The sequence below is a fragment of the Mesorhizobium sp. WSM4820 genome (assembly GCF_055811075.1).
In genome coordinates, this window is the sequence record NZ_JBVVQN010000023.1 from 81900 (window position 1) to 96767 (window position 14868).

Below are 14868 nucleotides of genomic sequence, written 5' to 3' on the forward strand. Positions count from 1 at the left end.
TGCGTCGGTGCCCCAGGGTTGCTCAGAAACAGGTTTAGACAAGGGGATTCAAGATTGAAGGTGTGCCGTTGAAACATGTTCTTGTCATTGACGATGATGCCGCAATGCGGCGCCTCATCGCCGGGTATCTCACGATGCATGCCCTGAAGGTAACCGCAGTCCACGATAGCAAGCAGTTTGACTATGTTCTTTCACATGAGGCAGTCGATCTCGTGGTTGTTGACCTTAACCTAGGCCGGGAGGATGGACTTGCGATTGTCCGCAATCTGGCGACAAGATCGGATGTTCCTATCATAGTGATCAGCGGCGACCGGCTTGATGAGGCGGAAAAAGTGGTTGCACTGGAGCTCGGCGCAACCGATTTCATTCCCAAGCCTTTCGGGATGCGCGAATTCTTGGCCCGCATTCGAGTAGCGTTACGCGAGCGCATTTCCAGTCCGCGAACCAAAGATCAGCGCTCATTTCGCTTTGGGGCCTGGAAGCTCAGCGTCAAGCAGCGGCGACTGATCTGTACGGAGCGTGGCGAGGTCAAGCTTACCGCATGTGAGTTCAATCTCTTGATCGCATTTCTGGAGAACCCCCGCAACGTGCTATCCAGAGAACGGCTTTTGCTCGCGAGCCGTGTGCGTGGAGAAGAGGTGTACGATCGAAGTATCGATGTCCTAATCATGCGCTTGCGCCGAAAGCTGGAGGCTGATGCGGCCAATCCTCGCCTAGTCAAGACATGCCGTGGTGCAGGGTACTTCTTCAACGCTGACGTAGACGTTAGCTACGGAGGCACCCTGGCCGCGTGACAGGTAGTTATGCTGGAGATTGGCTGACGAGGCTGTTCAAGCGTAAGACCGTATGTCCGCTTCTGCCGGTGAGGTGGCTCGCCCTACACTGCGCGTCCGAGGGTTGCTCGGGCGGGCCGAGCCGATCCTCATCACAGGAGGACGAGCCGTGGCAGATTATAGGGAAGCATTTGTCGGAATCGATGTTGCGAAGCAGAGGAATGCCGTCGCGATTGCGGAAGCCGGCCGGGAGGGCGAGGTTCGCTTCTTCGGCGAGGTCGATGCATCGGATACGAGCATGCGCCGCGTTATCCAACGGATCGCCGCCAAGTTCGATCGGATCCACCTCTGCTACGAGGCGGGCCCAACCGGCTATGGCCTCTACCGACTGATCCGTTCCCTTGGCCATGAATGCACCGTAGTCGCGCCATCGCTGATTCCAAGGAAACCTGGCGATCGGGTGAAGACGAACCGCCGGGATGCTCTTTCATTGGCAAGGCTGCTGCGCGCCGGCGAGCTGACCGCGGTGTGGGTCCCCGATGAAGACCACGAAGCCATGCACGATCTCGTTCGCGCCCGGGCCGCCGCGGTCGAGAGGCTGCGGGTCCATCGCCAGCAGGTGGGCGCTTTCATGCTCAAGCATGGTCGTGCCTATCCACGCAGGAAGAACTGGACCATGCGCTAGCTGCGTTGGTTGCAGGAGCAGCGGTTCGATTATCCTGCACATCAGATCGCACTCCAGGAGATGGTCGAAGCGGTGCGCGTCTCGAAAGAGCGTGTGGAACGGCTTGAGCGCGTGATCGAAGAGTTCATCCCGAACTGGTCGCTGGCGCCGATCGTGCGAGCGCTCCAGACATTGCGTGGGGTCGATCTGATCGTCGCCGTAACGTTCGCTACCGAGATCGGCGACGTAAGCCGTTTTGAGAGCCCTCGCCAACTCATGGGGTATCTCGGCCTCGTTCCCGGCGAGCGATCGACTGGAGAGACAATCAGGCGTGGCGGCATCACCAAGGCAGGCAATGGCCGCGTTCGCCACATGCTGGTCGAGAGCGCCTGGACGTATCGACACCCTCCCCGGATCGGCAAAGCGAAGCTGTACCGGCTGGAGCAGGCGCCGCCGAAAGTCGGTGAGATCGCATGGAAGGCTCAAGCCCGCCTGACGACCCGCTATCGAAAGCTGGTCGGGCGAGGCAAGCGAACGACGGTGGTCTGCACGGCGATCGCCCGCGAACTAGTCGGCTTCATGTGGGCCGTCGCCAGGGAGGCACGCTCCACCTGATCGCTCGCCGCGGCAGTGTACACCTCGCGCATGGGCGGAGGCGGGACCACGGCAGGGGAATGCCCGTCAGACGCTTTGTGGCCGGCAAATTGACCGACGCCCGCAGTAAGATAGGAACAGCCCCGGACGCACAATCGGGAATGCGGTAGCCAACCCGCGCATCAGAGCTTGATCACCGACGTCCTTCAGTTCCGCCTCCTCCCATACGCGATCATCAGCACGACAGCCGCTCCCCGGATCGGATGATTTTGTGCGCCCACAGCGTTGACAGCGGTCATCAGAGCGCTGTTCTCAGGCCACGGCTTTGAGCTCGGGCGCCCGGATGCAGGCCCAAGGCAGCAGGTCGTTGATCTGGCTGTTCGGATGGCTGTTGACGATCCTGGTGAGGACGTCGGCGAGATAGCCGAGTGGCTCGACACCATTGAGCTTGCAGGTTTCGAATCAGCGACGCGATGACTGCCCAGTTTTCGGCACCGCCGTCTGAACCTGCAAAGAGCGCGTTCTTGCGGTTGAGCGCCATCGGACGGCTTGAGCGCTCGACGGTGTTGCTGTCGATCTCGATGCGGCCGTCGTCAAGGAAGCGCGAGAGGCCTTCCCAGCGTGAGAGCGTGTAGCGGATTGCCTCGGCGAGCTTGGTCTTCTGACTGATCAGGCCGAGCTTTTCGCGCAGCCAAGGTTCAAAATCGGCGACAATAGCGCGGCTATTTTCCTGACGCATCGCGCGGCGTTCATCGGCCGATCGGCCGCGGATATCGTCCTCGATCTTTATAGAGGTCGGCGATCCGTCTCAGCGTCTGGGCGATCGGCGAGTTCCAGGCCTACATCGCCTTCCAGCAGTGCCAGCCTGATCAATTACGGCGAGAGCTACCGGTCCGGAGATCGGATCAGCGCCTCTGTCGTCAAAAGAGCCGTTCTGTTTGACCCCAGCCATGGAGCTCAACGCCCCGCGTCGGAGCGCTCTCTGCTTCTGAAGGAAGCCATTAGGTCGGCTCGGGCTTGATCGGAGGCTTGGTTGATGGACGTCGTGGTTGCTTCGCTCGGCTGCCGCCCCATGGCGAGGCTTTGCGGATTATCAGTCCTCTGCCTCTTCCCCGGTCTCAATAGCGCTGTGTAGTGTTCATTGTTTATGACGACGCCCCCGCTGTTCACGAGGTTGCTCCTGTCGAGTGTACTCGTCAGCTCGTCCTGGGCCTCGCGAGTCCTGCCCAAGCGCCGTTCAAACGGCGCTGGCGCGACTTGTCGGGCTTGCTGCTCTTGCAACACGGCTTGTTGCACCTGCGACGCGGCTCCAAAAGCTTCCGGGGGGATTGCGGCAAGCTCGTGCGGCAAGCGGCCCTGCCTCAGTCGGTTTTGCAGCGCCTGCCGATCGGCGACGAGGTCGTCGAGGTGCAGCGGCCGCAGCCGTTCCGGAAACTCTTGGTTCGCCAATCTCTGAACCAGCGCGCGCGTGCCGTCCACCACAAAGACTCCGCAATCAACACCGTTGTTCTGCCGGGCCATGGCGGGTGTCACCAGGGTGGTCGCGCCCAGTGTTGTTGCGAGCTCTCGTGCAGGCGCGTCATTGTATCCCCGTCCATAGCTCTGATGGATGGAATCGTAGTGATAGGCGACCGCTCTTTCCGGGTCGCGGCGATCAACGAGCAGCAGCGACCAATGCTCGTTGCGTCCATCAGTTGCCACCGTAGCCAAAGGGTTGCCACTGTTCACCGGCAGGAACACGAAGTCGGCTGCGACGTCGTTGTGATGATAGATGGACAGCAATGTAAGTTGCGGTTCCCGGTCGTGACGGCGCAGTTGCTGGGAGACCAAGGGATCCACCAGCCGCGTTCGGGCGGCGAGCGCTGGGTGGGCCTCCTGCAGGTCCTGCTCCAGCAACCGGTAATCCCTGTGGATATGGGCGTCGCTCAGCAGGTCGGCACCGAGCACCACCCCCTCGGGGAGGTTGGACGAACCTGACGGAAGCGCTGCGATCCGTGCATCGGAGGAGGTGGTCAGATTGACTAATGGAACACCGCGATAGGTGTCTGACAGCCTGGCGTTCGCTGGCGAGGCGGGTTCTGGGGCCTTTGCCAGTACTGCTGCCGCTGCAGCTTCCCTCATCGGACCGCGATCGACGAGCCAAAAGTCGTTGCCCCCTTCTGGCCTCTCGGCGGTGTAGCCGTGACCTTTAATCTCGTAGTTCCATTTCGGGTTTTCCGCATCCGGCAAGAGGCCATGGTGGTCCAAGAAAGGGAGCATCGCGTCTGGGACGGGCTGAGTCCCATGGGAGAAGCCTTTGGGGACGGCGAATGAGACGTTTATGGAGTTCTCGATCGCAGCGGGGGGTGCCTCAAACCTTGCTGAGGGCGCGGCCTCCGCATGCAGCCTTCCGATGTGTTCGGACCCAGTCCCTTGAACGGGTACCCCTTCCAATGGCAATTCACCCAACTGCTGCATGGGGGGCTGCATCGGCACGCGGCCGCCTGAATGGCCGATTTCGCTCAGCGGCTGCTGAATGGCGGCGGCTTGCGGCGTATTCAGGGCCCTCTGCCTCTCCGCTGGCCTCAATAGCGCTGTGGAATGTTCATTGTTGATGATGACCCACCCGGGTGGCAGATGGTTGCCCTGGTCAAGCGCATCCGGCCAGGGCCGGATCTGCTGTTGGCTGGCAGCTAACGCTGGCGGGGCGGCGGCCTCAACTCCGGCGTGCCCAGAGCCGGCCGCTGCGAAAGCGTCGGCCACGCTGCTGTTGAGGTTATCCGGTCCAGCGAGATTTCCTGGGTCGCCGAAAAAAGACGAATCGGCTTGATCATCCTGCCGTCGCTGAAGCACTTCGCGGAACCCCTGTTCCAGTCGCAGAAGCTCCTCCGGATTGGTTGGCGACTCGTCAGCTTGAGCGAACAGCCTCCGAGCCTCGGAAACGTCTGACGCGGGCTCCGCATCGCGAACCCGTTCCAGCGCTAAGCGGAGATAGCGGTTGCCTGGAAACAACCTCTCGGCGAATTCGATCCGCGAATAGTGATCCAGCCCAGAGATCGTCTGGCCCCGACTCTCAAGCGCCTCAGAAAATTTGCGAAGATTACGACCATAGATAGCACGGGTGCTTGAGGCCAAGCTGCTGTCACTGGTCACTTGTTCTAAGACATGCGCGTCTGCCTTTGAGGGCACCGGCACTGGCCACCGGCCAGTCGCTGAATAGCCCGGCTCATGATACGCACGCAGGACGTTCAACGCCGTCTTTATATCAACGTTTTGCGGAAAGAAAGTATCTAGGTGATCGACCAGGGATTGGTGATTTTTTAGATCAGTCGCTTGGCCGCGAGCGCCGAGATCATTCGCCAATCGGCGAAGCGCATGCGAGTATATTCGGAGCGTCGCCGCGCTATGGTGTTGCTGAGCCGCAGCGTGGGCGATCGCCTTATCAATCACGTCCCGGTGTTCGCCGGACAGATGGCGATAGCGGGTAGCACGGGCGCCACTCGCGACAGGTTCGGCTCGGCGCGGCTCGGCCACGTGCTGCTCAAAGCTCACGTGCCGGGCCTGGCCCGCATCCGGCAAGGGGTCATGGCGGCCCAAGAAAGAGAGCATCGCGTCTGGGACGCGTTGAAAAGAGAGCATCGCGTCTGGGACGCGTTGAAAAGAGAGCATCGCGTCTGGGACGCGTTGAAAAGAGAGCATTGCGTCTGGGACGCGTTGAGTCACATGGGAGAAGCCTTCGGGGATGGCGAATGAGATGTTTATGGAGTTCTCGATCGCAGCGGGGGGTGCCTCAAACCTTGCGGAGGGCGCGGCCTCCGCATGCAGCCTTCCGATGTGTTCGGACCCAGTCCCTTGAACGGGTACCCCTTCCAATGGCAATTCACCCAACTGCTGCATGGGGGGCTGCATCGGCACGCGGCCGCCTGAATGGCCGATTTCGCTCAGCGGCTGCTGAATGGCGGCGGCTTGCGGCGTATTCAGGGCCCTCTGCCTCTCCGCTGGCCTCAATAGCGCTGTGGAATGTTCATTGTTGATGATGACCCACCCGGGTGGCAGATGGTTGCCCTGGTCAAGCGCATCCGGCCAGGGCCGGATCTGCTGTTGGCTGGCAGCTAACGCTGGCGGGGCGGCGGCCTCAACTCCGGCGTGCCCAGAGCCGGCCGCTACGAAAGCGTCCGCCACGATGCTGTTGTGGTCACCCGGTCCAGCGGGCATCCCTGGGTCGCTGAAAAAAGACGAGGCGGCGAGATTATCCTGCCGTCGCTGAAGCACTTCGCTCAACCCCTGTTCCAGTCGCAGAACCTCCTCTGGATTGGTTGGCGACTCGTCAGCTTGATCGAACAGCCTCCGGGCCTCGGCAAGGTGCTGCTCATCGCCCACTTGCCGGGCCTGGTCCGCTTGCCCCTCTTCCAACCCGGCGTCCTGCACCTGCGACAAAGCTGTTACACGGGATGGATTACTATTTCGCGGGTCCACACTAGCCTCACATCAAACTGTATCGTCAAAGTCTTGCGCCGATCCACGCAGCGGGTCATCGAGTTGAGATTCTGCGGAGAGCCCCTCGTCTGCTATCGTCAAGGGTACCGGCTCCGGGAGGGCGCCTGTCTGGCTTTCAAAGATGCGTTTCAGGATGCGATCCGAAAAATATCGCACCTTCCTCAACTGCAATGGTGGCAGACCTTTGATGAGAACGATCTCGTACTCGTCATTAAGTAGCCGCACCTGTTCGGGACGCAACAGCGGTGCACCCTGATGTGAATTCTGGATGTTCCAATCGAACGTTCGCGCCTGGCTGTAGGAAATCGATTGGGCTTGAAATGTGTATTCACCGATAGCTTTGGAAATGTAGTTCGGAGTCTCGTCATCGGCAGTGGCCATGAACACTTGCAGTCCGGTATTGCTGAGAAAATTCTGCTTGCCAGCCTCGCCATAGGCCCCCGTCAGTGCGGAGAGGCTCTGGATGATGAGCATGAAGCGACCCTTGTAGCCCGCGATGGTCGTAATTGCGGTCTCGATCGCCTCCAGCTTACCCAAGTGCTTGAACTCATCGAGCAGAAAGAGAACCTCGTTCTTTTCATCCCGGCGGGGCAGCGACCGCTGCAGAATTGAAACGATTTGCTGAAAAAACAAGCGTATCAAAGGCGCGATCACCTCAAGGTCGTTCGGACCAACACAAAGATAGATGCACGTTCTGCGACGGCGAAGATCATAGACCGAAAAGTCCGAGCGACTTGTAGCTGCCTTTACAGCGGGATCCGCCCACAGGTTGAGCCCGCCATCGCCGAGCACGGAAGTGTAGGAGGTCAGGATTTTCGTGTCGTTCCCCGCCATGTCGTCGAATATGCGTTGTGCCTCTTTGTTCTGGGTCTCCATGGCGAGTCGCGCGAAGAGCTTAAACTTCTCCCCCGGCTGGGCGAAGAGATCATAGACGGCGCCGATTGTTGGCGTGCCCCGCTCGATGCAGGCAAGGATCCCCGCGACAAAGATATCTCGCGCGCCGCTGACGAAACCTTCCGCGCCCTCCCCCTTGGCCGTAATCAGGTTTGCGGCCAAGCGGCGGGCTTCGGTGAATTGCTGCTGTGGCGGCAGCGCTATAAGATCCAACAGCGGATTGTAGCAGTTTGTGCGCCGCTCCGAATCCAGCGGGGCGAATTTGAACACGTCGTCGCCTGCGGCTTTGCGCGCCCTCGAGGTGAGCTCAAAGAGCTCCCCTTTGACATCCAGAGCTATCACTGAGCCTTTGAATGTAAGTAGCGTTGGAATGACTATGCCGACGCCCTTGCCAGCGCGGGTCGGTGCAACGATGAGGCTGTGAGGCTGCTCGCCATTGGTCAGGTAGTAGCCAGGCCAGAAAGGGCCACTCGTCTTCCCAAATACCGGGCCTGTCACGCCACGGTATCGTCGCAGATATCCGGTGCGTCGCATTTCATCCACTCGAGCCCAACGAGCCGTCCCGTGGTGTTCGAGCTTGCGGCGCAATACGATCTGCTGAATCAGCAAGACGACCGCGGATGTCGAGAGCACGATAGCCGCGCCCCGATAGAAAACGGGGGTTGCGAAACCCAGATAGAAGGGCGTCTCAAACCAAAAGGCACGGACATCAAACGTCATCAGAGCCTCGCCGCCACCGCCGTGGCGGAAGGTTGCGTACAGACTTGCCGCACAGAAGCCCAAGGCGAGTGAGCAGGCGATGCTAACGGCTATGTTAGGGGGCGTCGTTTTTGTTGAAGGCATTGTTCCATTGCCGATTAGCCGTAGCTAATGCTGCGCTTGCTTCAGACACCGAACCGACGTCGCGCGCGATGTCGCCACTCGACAGATCGATGCCGCAGCGGGTGGTGCGACGCTTGCATCGCACCACCCGGAAGACGTGGTTTTTGAAGTTACACTAAGCAGGTACGTCAACGGCCAGCGACCTGGAAACGGCAAGGCCGCAAACGGAATTCGGGAGAGAAAGCGTCCCTATACCGTGGCCGAGACCTCAACGGCCCTCGCGATCCCTGTTTCTGGTGGCCTCCAGTAGGTCCGCTCGGGCGTGACTGTAGTTGCGGTTTATGGCCTGCCCGATTAAACCACCCCGCTGAAGCTGTTCATAGGAGATTTGCGCGCCTGTCGCACGGGCTGCAGCCTCAAGACCTGCTATGTGGCCATCCAGATTCGCATTTCGTTCCTCTGCCTCATGCTGCGGCGGAGGCATTTGCCGCAAGACGTTTTCCATGCCGGGAACTGCGTGAGCTTGGGCCTGTTGATTTGCATCGAACTGGTGATACGCGGCTATAATAGCATTGCGTGCCACCGTCCTGATGTTGCCATCCGGATCAGAAGCCAATTCAACGGCCTGATCAAGAATGCGAGATTTGTTTTCCTCATTGAACTTACCGAAGTTTGGCGCAACGTTAAAAGCTCCGAGAGCTTGCGAGGCCGGCTCCATGTTGCCAATGCGATTGACAACAGCATCTTGCATATGTGGCGTTAGGTAATTGGCTATGTTGCTGACCGCTCTGACTTGCTCCAATGCTACGTTATCCGGCCGGTACCCCAATTCGGATGTCAATTTCCAGGTCAGCTCTCTGGCTGATTGTCCGAGCTGATTGCCCCGCCTTTCAAATTTTGCGAGTTCAGTTTCTGACCCGGGTTGAGTGCCCCGAACGGCTGTTCGCGCTTGCCTCCCGAGGTCTTTGAAGCCCGCAAGATTTCGCGCTGTATCGCGTGGGTTAGCGGTTACCAGCCGTTCTGCTACCTCGCTTAATGGCCCCTCTGGAAGGGACAGGATGTTACTGGGTTCCCTCCCGCCTTGGGATGAACTTGCAGCTGCGCGTGCGCGTTTGTTATCGCGATCCATGCTCGGTCTCCAAAGTCGTTATTCTACGCAATGAGGTTACCACCGAAGCTTGACCTGCTGAACCGATATGATGTTACAGTTGTAGTCTGGCAGAGGGTTCCCAGCCCCGTCTAAGCCAAAGATGATGAGGCTGGCATCAAATGCGATGAGTGAGTTCTGCCTGAGCGCATGAATGGCACGCCGTCGCCGACTCTTTGGCTGCTTCCGGTCCTTGCAAGAGCCCGGCATGATGTCCGCCGCAGCAGCTTCTCCTTTGAGCGCAGGTTTGCATGCTCGAGGATTTCATGACGAGGATCGCCCACTCCGGCTGATCAGCCGCGGCCGAGTTGTCGTGCTCCCTCGGCAAGGAAAACAGTCGCGACCTGACCGGTAATTTGCGCAGCGCCGCGCCAATAGCATCACTGTGCCATGCCCGCGACTAAGGCATTCCTGCTGGAGGCCCGTGGCAATCTCCCGACCCAGCCGGCGCTAGGCGAGGAGCAAAGGTCCGACGAGGAAAAATCGCGCGTGGGCGGGCCGCACGGTCGCGCAATGCCGCCCCGTCCTTCACTCGGCCGTGTGTCGTCTATGAGTGCCGCGGTCGTCAGCACCAGCCGGTGGCGAGCCAACCAACGCCTGGGCGATCGCGACTTCTTCAATGCCTTTGGGCCTGGGTTTTCTCAACGGGAGTCGCCTGGCAGCCACCGCGGAACGGACGGCATATATTCAGCGCCACCTCCGCAGCAACATGACCGGCTGCAATTGCCGCGCTGCCCCAATCGCATCTTTGCAGGCGCACCATCGATATAACTTGCTTTGGCTGCATCATCCCTCGCCTTCCACGCCCCTCGACGGTGCAGGACTCACAGAAAATTTCAATTCCCTAAAGACGGGTTCAGTTCTTCACGCTGCAGTCTGGGGCCAACCTTGCACGGTCCTACACGATCGGGTGCAAGGGGGTGAATGAGGGTGCAAGTGGCGCCGACGCGCTCTGCTTGTGAGAAGCGATTGGCATTACTGCCGGAATGCAGCCATCCTGGCCGCCACCATGCCTGTTCATGGGCGCAGCCTGAATTGAAAGCCCTATCAAGGCTCAAATACGCTTCAGCTTACCGTCGCGATCGGCATTAGACACTCTCGCCACCCACATTTCTGCGCGATGCCAAAGCAAACGATCTACGCTAACTGTCAGGCCAGATTTCTCGAGTGGATCCGACCGCAATGTTGTATTCGCCAGAGGGAGCATGGGCACGTACTTGTGACGTTTTTGCCTATGCCCCCGCGCCTCACCGCCGAGTCGGCTCTGGGCTTGCGTGGTCGCGACCGAAGATCCCAAGCCCTGTCGCCAGCCATGACGACCAGTGTCGGCTTTGCAACAAAGTCAGAGGTCCGACGGACAAGGGCGGCTCCTAAACCGTGTAATTGAAACCTTTTTCTTTTTGGCACGCTCAGTGCAGCAGATGATCCTCAAACGATGCACGGAACCGCGATACACAGTGAGGGGAAATGAACATGACAGGCATCATTGCGTCGGTTGCGCTGTCAACTTTGTCTGGCTGCCAGAGGTTGGACCCAGGCCTGATATCGTTAGAGGTCGATCCTACAAAGCGGCATTCCACGTCCTGGGGGACCCCGATACGCAGAGCAACGTAGACGGTCAGCGTGTTTTCACGTGTGAAGGCCTGAGAAGCGGCTGTACACGGTTCCAGCATTGATTTCGACCACGACCTGGGGAACGGGGGGCCGATCCCAGGCACAGAGACCGAGATTTACCACGATCACTGCGCCATGACGAAATCGTTGGATCATCAGGCATGGTTGAGGCACCAACTATGATGGGAGCATCGACAGAGGCGATGGGTATGCAAGCCTGCTTAGCGACCAGCAACAGTTTGCTACTTTGAACGAGCTCTCACAACGAAGGCATCGTAGAGCCGGCCAGAGTTGCCTCTCGCCTGAAGCCGAGGCGCGCCTCAAACCATTTTGCTGTGCAGGTCTTTGCCGCCCCATGCGATTTGGGAGACCACGCATCGTTGAAGCGGATCAGCTTGCTTCTGCTGAGCGCATTTCGGGGGTCGGAAGAGAGTGGTTCGATCCGGCACTGACCCTAGAGCGGGGGGGCTTGGTTGAGCCGGTGCCGGACCGAACCGTCTCAGGCAACGCCGGCTATGTCGTGGGATATTGCGGCAACTCCGTGGCCAAACCGCGGCGGTGATGTGTCGCAGATTCACCGATTCCAACACGCGCATTGCAAACGTGACTGGACGTCCCGGAAACCGCGCAACGCTACTGGGTATGACGGGAGCTCTGCCGGTGGGCGGCCACTCTTGGTTATGAAAATAGCCGCCCGATCACGACAGTCCGATGCAGGAAGGAAAATACTCGCAATGTTGATTCCGTGGGGCGCCTGGCGACACACCACCACAAGCCAGCCTGCGTCGCCCGACCCCATCGAGTTCGACCAGATCCTTCGGACGGGCTCACAACAGAGGACATGCTATCCAAACATTCGGATTCGAAGCAGAAGTCATGCGCTTCAATATTGCGGACTGATGCAACAGGCCCGGCGATTTTCATGACCGGGCAAGGCCGTTCCGTTTGTCAGCGATGCCGGAATGGCGGAACGGCCCCGAGTCGGCAGTATACAGGTGAGGCGAGCCAGCCGGGTGTAGGGTCGGGCTCTCGGCCTTTCGGGGAGACCGCATGAGCGGCAGGGTTTCGCGGCGCCAGTTCATCGCAGCGGCGGCTGGCGCGGGGATCGCGGTCAAGATCCGTTTTCTGGGCCGGCCCGCATCGGCTGCGCCCATTGCCAATTCGCCCGGCCATTCGCCAAACTGGATCGGACCGGACGGTCGGCCGCGTTTCAGGATCGACGCCGTGGCCAAGGTCACGGGGGACAAGACCTTCACCCGCGATTTTCGCGCCCGGGACATAACGGGCTGGCCGCACCAACAGAGCCACGCCTTCCTGATCCGCGGCACCTGGGCCGACGCCCCGTTGGACGGGCTGGACCTCTCACTGCTGGGCGAAGGTCTCAAGCCCGACCAATTGATAGCCGGCGAAGACCTTGTGCGCGATGGTCTTGCGCCGCCAGAAACGACGGCTCCCGGCTTCTATGGCGACATGTTCCTGGTGCCGAAGGGACGCATTCCGCGCCTGCTCGGTCAGCCGGTCGCGCTCTTGATCTACAAGGATTTCGCGCGGTTCGACGCGGCCAAGCGGCTGGTCCGTTTCGCCAAGGGCATCGTGCGCTGGGGCGCGGTCGGCGGCTACGACACGCCACCCCATTACAGCGCCAGCCGGTTCGTGCGCATCGGCGGCGCGACATCGAATGAAACCGATCCGCTCGAAGACACCACCATCTACGGCAGTTTCGACGGCGATCGGGTCGTCTGGCCGAAGCCGGATCAGAGCGGCGATGCGGCGGCCCGCGCCCTGTGGGCGGCGGGCGAGATCGAGCGTGAGATCACAGCAACCGGCGACGATGCGTTGGTCCTGAAGCGAAGCTATTTCTCGCAGTCGACCGACGCCTGCGCGATGGAACCCGACAATGGCAATGCCTGGTTCGAGCCGGGCAGTTCGACCCTGCACGCACTCATCGCGACCCAATCGCCTTATGAGGTGGCGACCTCGACGCTGGAAATGCTGTCGAAATCGCGGTTCGCGGTGAAGGCGCTCGACCTTTCGATCGGTCACACGGTCGGATACGGTACCAAGGATCATTCCATCTTTCCCTACTACGCTATCCTGGCAGGCCTCTATGGCGACGGGCGCCCGGTGCGTCTTGCCAACGACCGCCTCGAGCAATTCCAGATGGGGTTGAAGCGCCATGCCTTCTGGATGGAGAATACGCTTGTCGTGGATCGCTCCACGCACGCCTTCCGCATCATGAAAGGCAGGTATCGCATGGATGCCGGAGGGCGGCGCAACTTCTCGCCCGACGTTGGCAAGGTCGGGGCCAGCGCGGCGCAGAGCATCTATTATCTGCCGAAGAGCGATTTCTCGGTCGAAGTCCGCGCTTCGCGCGCTGTCGATGCTGGCTCGACGCGCGGGTACGGAACGCTGCAGACCATGGCCGCGACCGAGATGATGGTTGATGAGGCCGCCGAACTGCTCGGCATCGATCCGATCGAGCTTCGCCTCAAGAACGCGTTCAAGACCGGCATGAAGAGCTCGCAGGGCGCCATTGCCGGCGGGGCGCTAAGGACCGAGGAGATCCTGGAGCGGGCTCGTGCCCATCCATTGTGGAGGGATCGCGATACGAACAAAGCGGCGTTCGATACCGCCAATCCGGGTGAGCGCTATGGCATCGGTTTCGCGCAGGTGCAGAAGGATTACGGCACCGGAGCCGAGGCAGCGGTGACCACGCTGTCATTCGATCCGTCCGGCCGGCTCACCATGCGCCAGAACGGCAATGATATTGGCACGGGCCTGGCCACCTCGCAGGCGGCGATGGTCGCCGACATCATCGGCCGGGTGCCGCACGACTATGCCTTTGGGATCGTCGACTGGCCCGAGATGCCTCTCGCCTCCACCGAGGAGCCCTATACGACGCCGCAGGACAGGGAGGACGCGCTGGCACGCAATCCACGCTGGACGCCCTCGTTTATTTCACCGATGAGCGCCTCAAACAGCGCCTATTTCATCGGCCACGCCACGCGGATGGCGGCGCGCGCGCTGCTGCACCTGTCGCTCTGGCCGGCTGCGGTCGCGCTCTGGTCTAGTGGACCGGGCGGCGGGCGGGCGGGGCCGCTCGCTGTTGACATGGCGGACGTGCGGATCGCAGATGGCAAATTGACGGCTGGAGGGATGGAGCCGCTCGCACTGGAACAACTCGCGGCGGCGGCGCACAGGCTCGGCCTGGTCACGGGGGTCAGCGTCCATGTCTTCAATCGCGGGCAATGGGCCGAGGCGGTGTTCGATGTGCCGAACGTCGGCGCCGTCCGCTTGCCGGTCGACGCGCTTTCGGTCTGCTATGGCCAAAGCGCGCCGGCTGGTTTGAAGGCGCTGATGACCTGCGGCGGCTTCCATTTTCTCGACCGGCGCCAGGTCTTCTATCCGCCGGTACAGCGCCAGAACGCCGCTGGCACCTGTTACACGGGCGTGGCGACGATCGCCGAAGTCGCAGTGGACACCGCCTCAGGCGACGTGAAGCTCCTTTCGCATCATTCCATCCTCGAATGCGGCACTCAGATCGTGCCGGAACTTGTCTCGGGTCAGCTCCAAGGCGGCATGGCTATGGGCGTCGGCCACGCCTTGCTCGAGGAGTTGCCGCTCTATGAGGACGGTCCCGGCGACGGGACGTGGAACTGGAACCGGTATCGCCTGCCGCATGCCAGGGATGTCGCGGTCTGGACACAGACATCGGAGGTATTGGCGCCGCTTTCCGATATCGATCCACCAAAGGGAATGGCCGAGGTTGTGATGATCGCGATCGTTCCGGCGATCGTCAATGCCGTTAACCATGCCATCGGCAAGCGTTTTTATCAGACGCCGATCACGCCAGAGAAGATTCTGCAGGCCCTGCCGTGACCGTT

General features: G+C 60.5%; 5 protein-coding genes and 2 pseudogenes. 3 read left to right on the plus strand and 4 right to left on the minus strand.

Annotated elements, in window-relative coordinates; genetic code table 11:
• Positions 1–68: 68 nt before the first annotated feature.
• Together virG and AC0L2R_RS28705 are read left to right on the plus strand one after the other, a co-directional pair.
• Positions 69–794, plus strand: a complete 726-nt coding sequence (gene virG, locus AC0L2R_RS28700) for a two-component system response regulator VirG (protein ID WP_082982151.1) — start codon at positions 69–71, stop codon at positions 792–794.
• 148 nt (positions 795–942) lie between these two features.
• Positions 943–2052, plus strand: a pseudogene (locus tag AC0L2R_RS28705) (IS110 family RNA-guided transposase).
• Positions 2053–2343: 291 nt separating this feature from the next.
• Here the strand turns inward: AC0L2R_RS28705 and AC0L2R_RS28710 are convergent.
• The 4 genes and pseudogenes from AC0L2R_RS28710 to AC0L2R_RS28725 form a co-directional block, all read right to left on the minus strand.
• Positions 2344–2861: pseudogene (locus AC0L2R_RS28710) on the minus strand (IS66 family transposase); the annotation flags it as partial.
• A 127-nt stretch (positions 2862–2988) separates the two neighbouring features.
• Entirely contained in the window at positions 2989–6447 is a 3459-nt protein-coding gene (locus AC0L2R_RS28715; RefSeq protein ID WP_473512901.1) for a Ulp1 family isopeptidase, read from the minus strand.
• 51 nt (positions 6448–6498) lie between these two features.
• Complete coding sequence (virD4, locus tag AC0L2R_RS28720; protein ID WP_065010962.1) at positions 6499–8244, minus strand: type IV secretion system ATPase VirD4; 1746 nt, start codon at positions 8242–8244, stop codon at positions 6499–6501.
• Between the two features lie 247 nt (positions 8245–8491).
• Positions 8492–9352, minus strand: a complete 861-nt coding sequence (locus AC0L2R_RS28725) for a hypothetical protein (RefSeq protein WP_473512903.1) — start codon at positions 9350–9352, stop codon at positions 8492–8494.
• 2682 nt (positions 9353–12034) lie between these two features.
• Between AC0L2R_RS28725 and AC0L2R_RS28730 the strand changes: the two genes are divergently transcribed.
• On the plus strand, positions 12035–14863 hold the full coding sequence (locus tag AC0L2R_RS28730; RefSeq protein ID WP_473512904.1) for a xanthine dehydrogenase family protein molybdopterin-binding subunit: 2829 nt from the start codon (positions 12035–12037) through the stop codon (positions 14861–14863).
• Positions 14864–14868 lie beyond the last annotated feature (5 nt).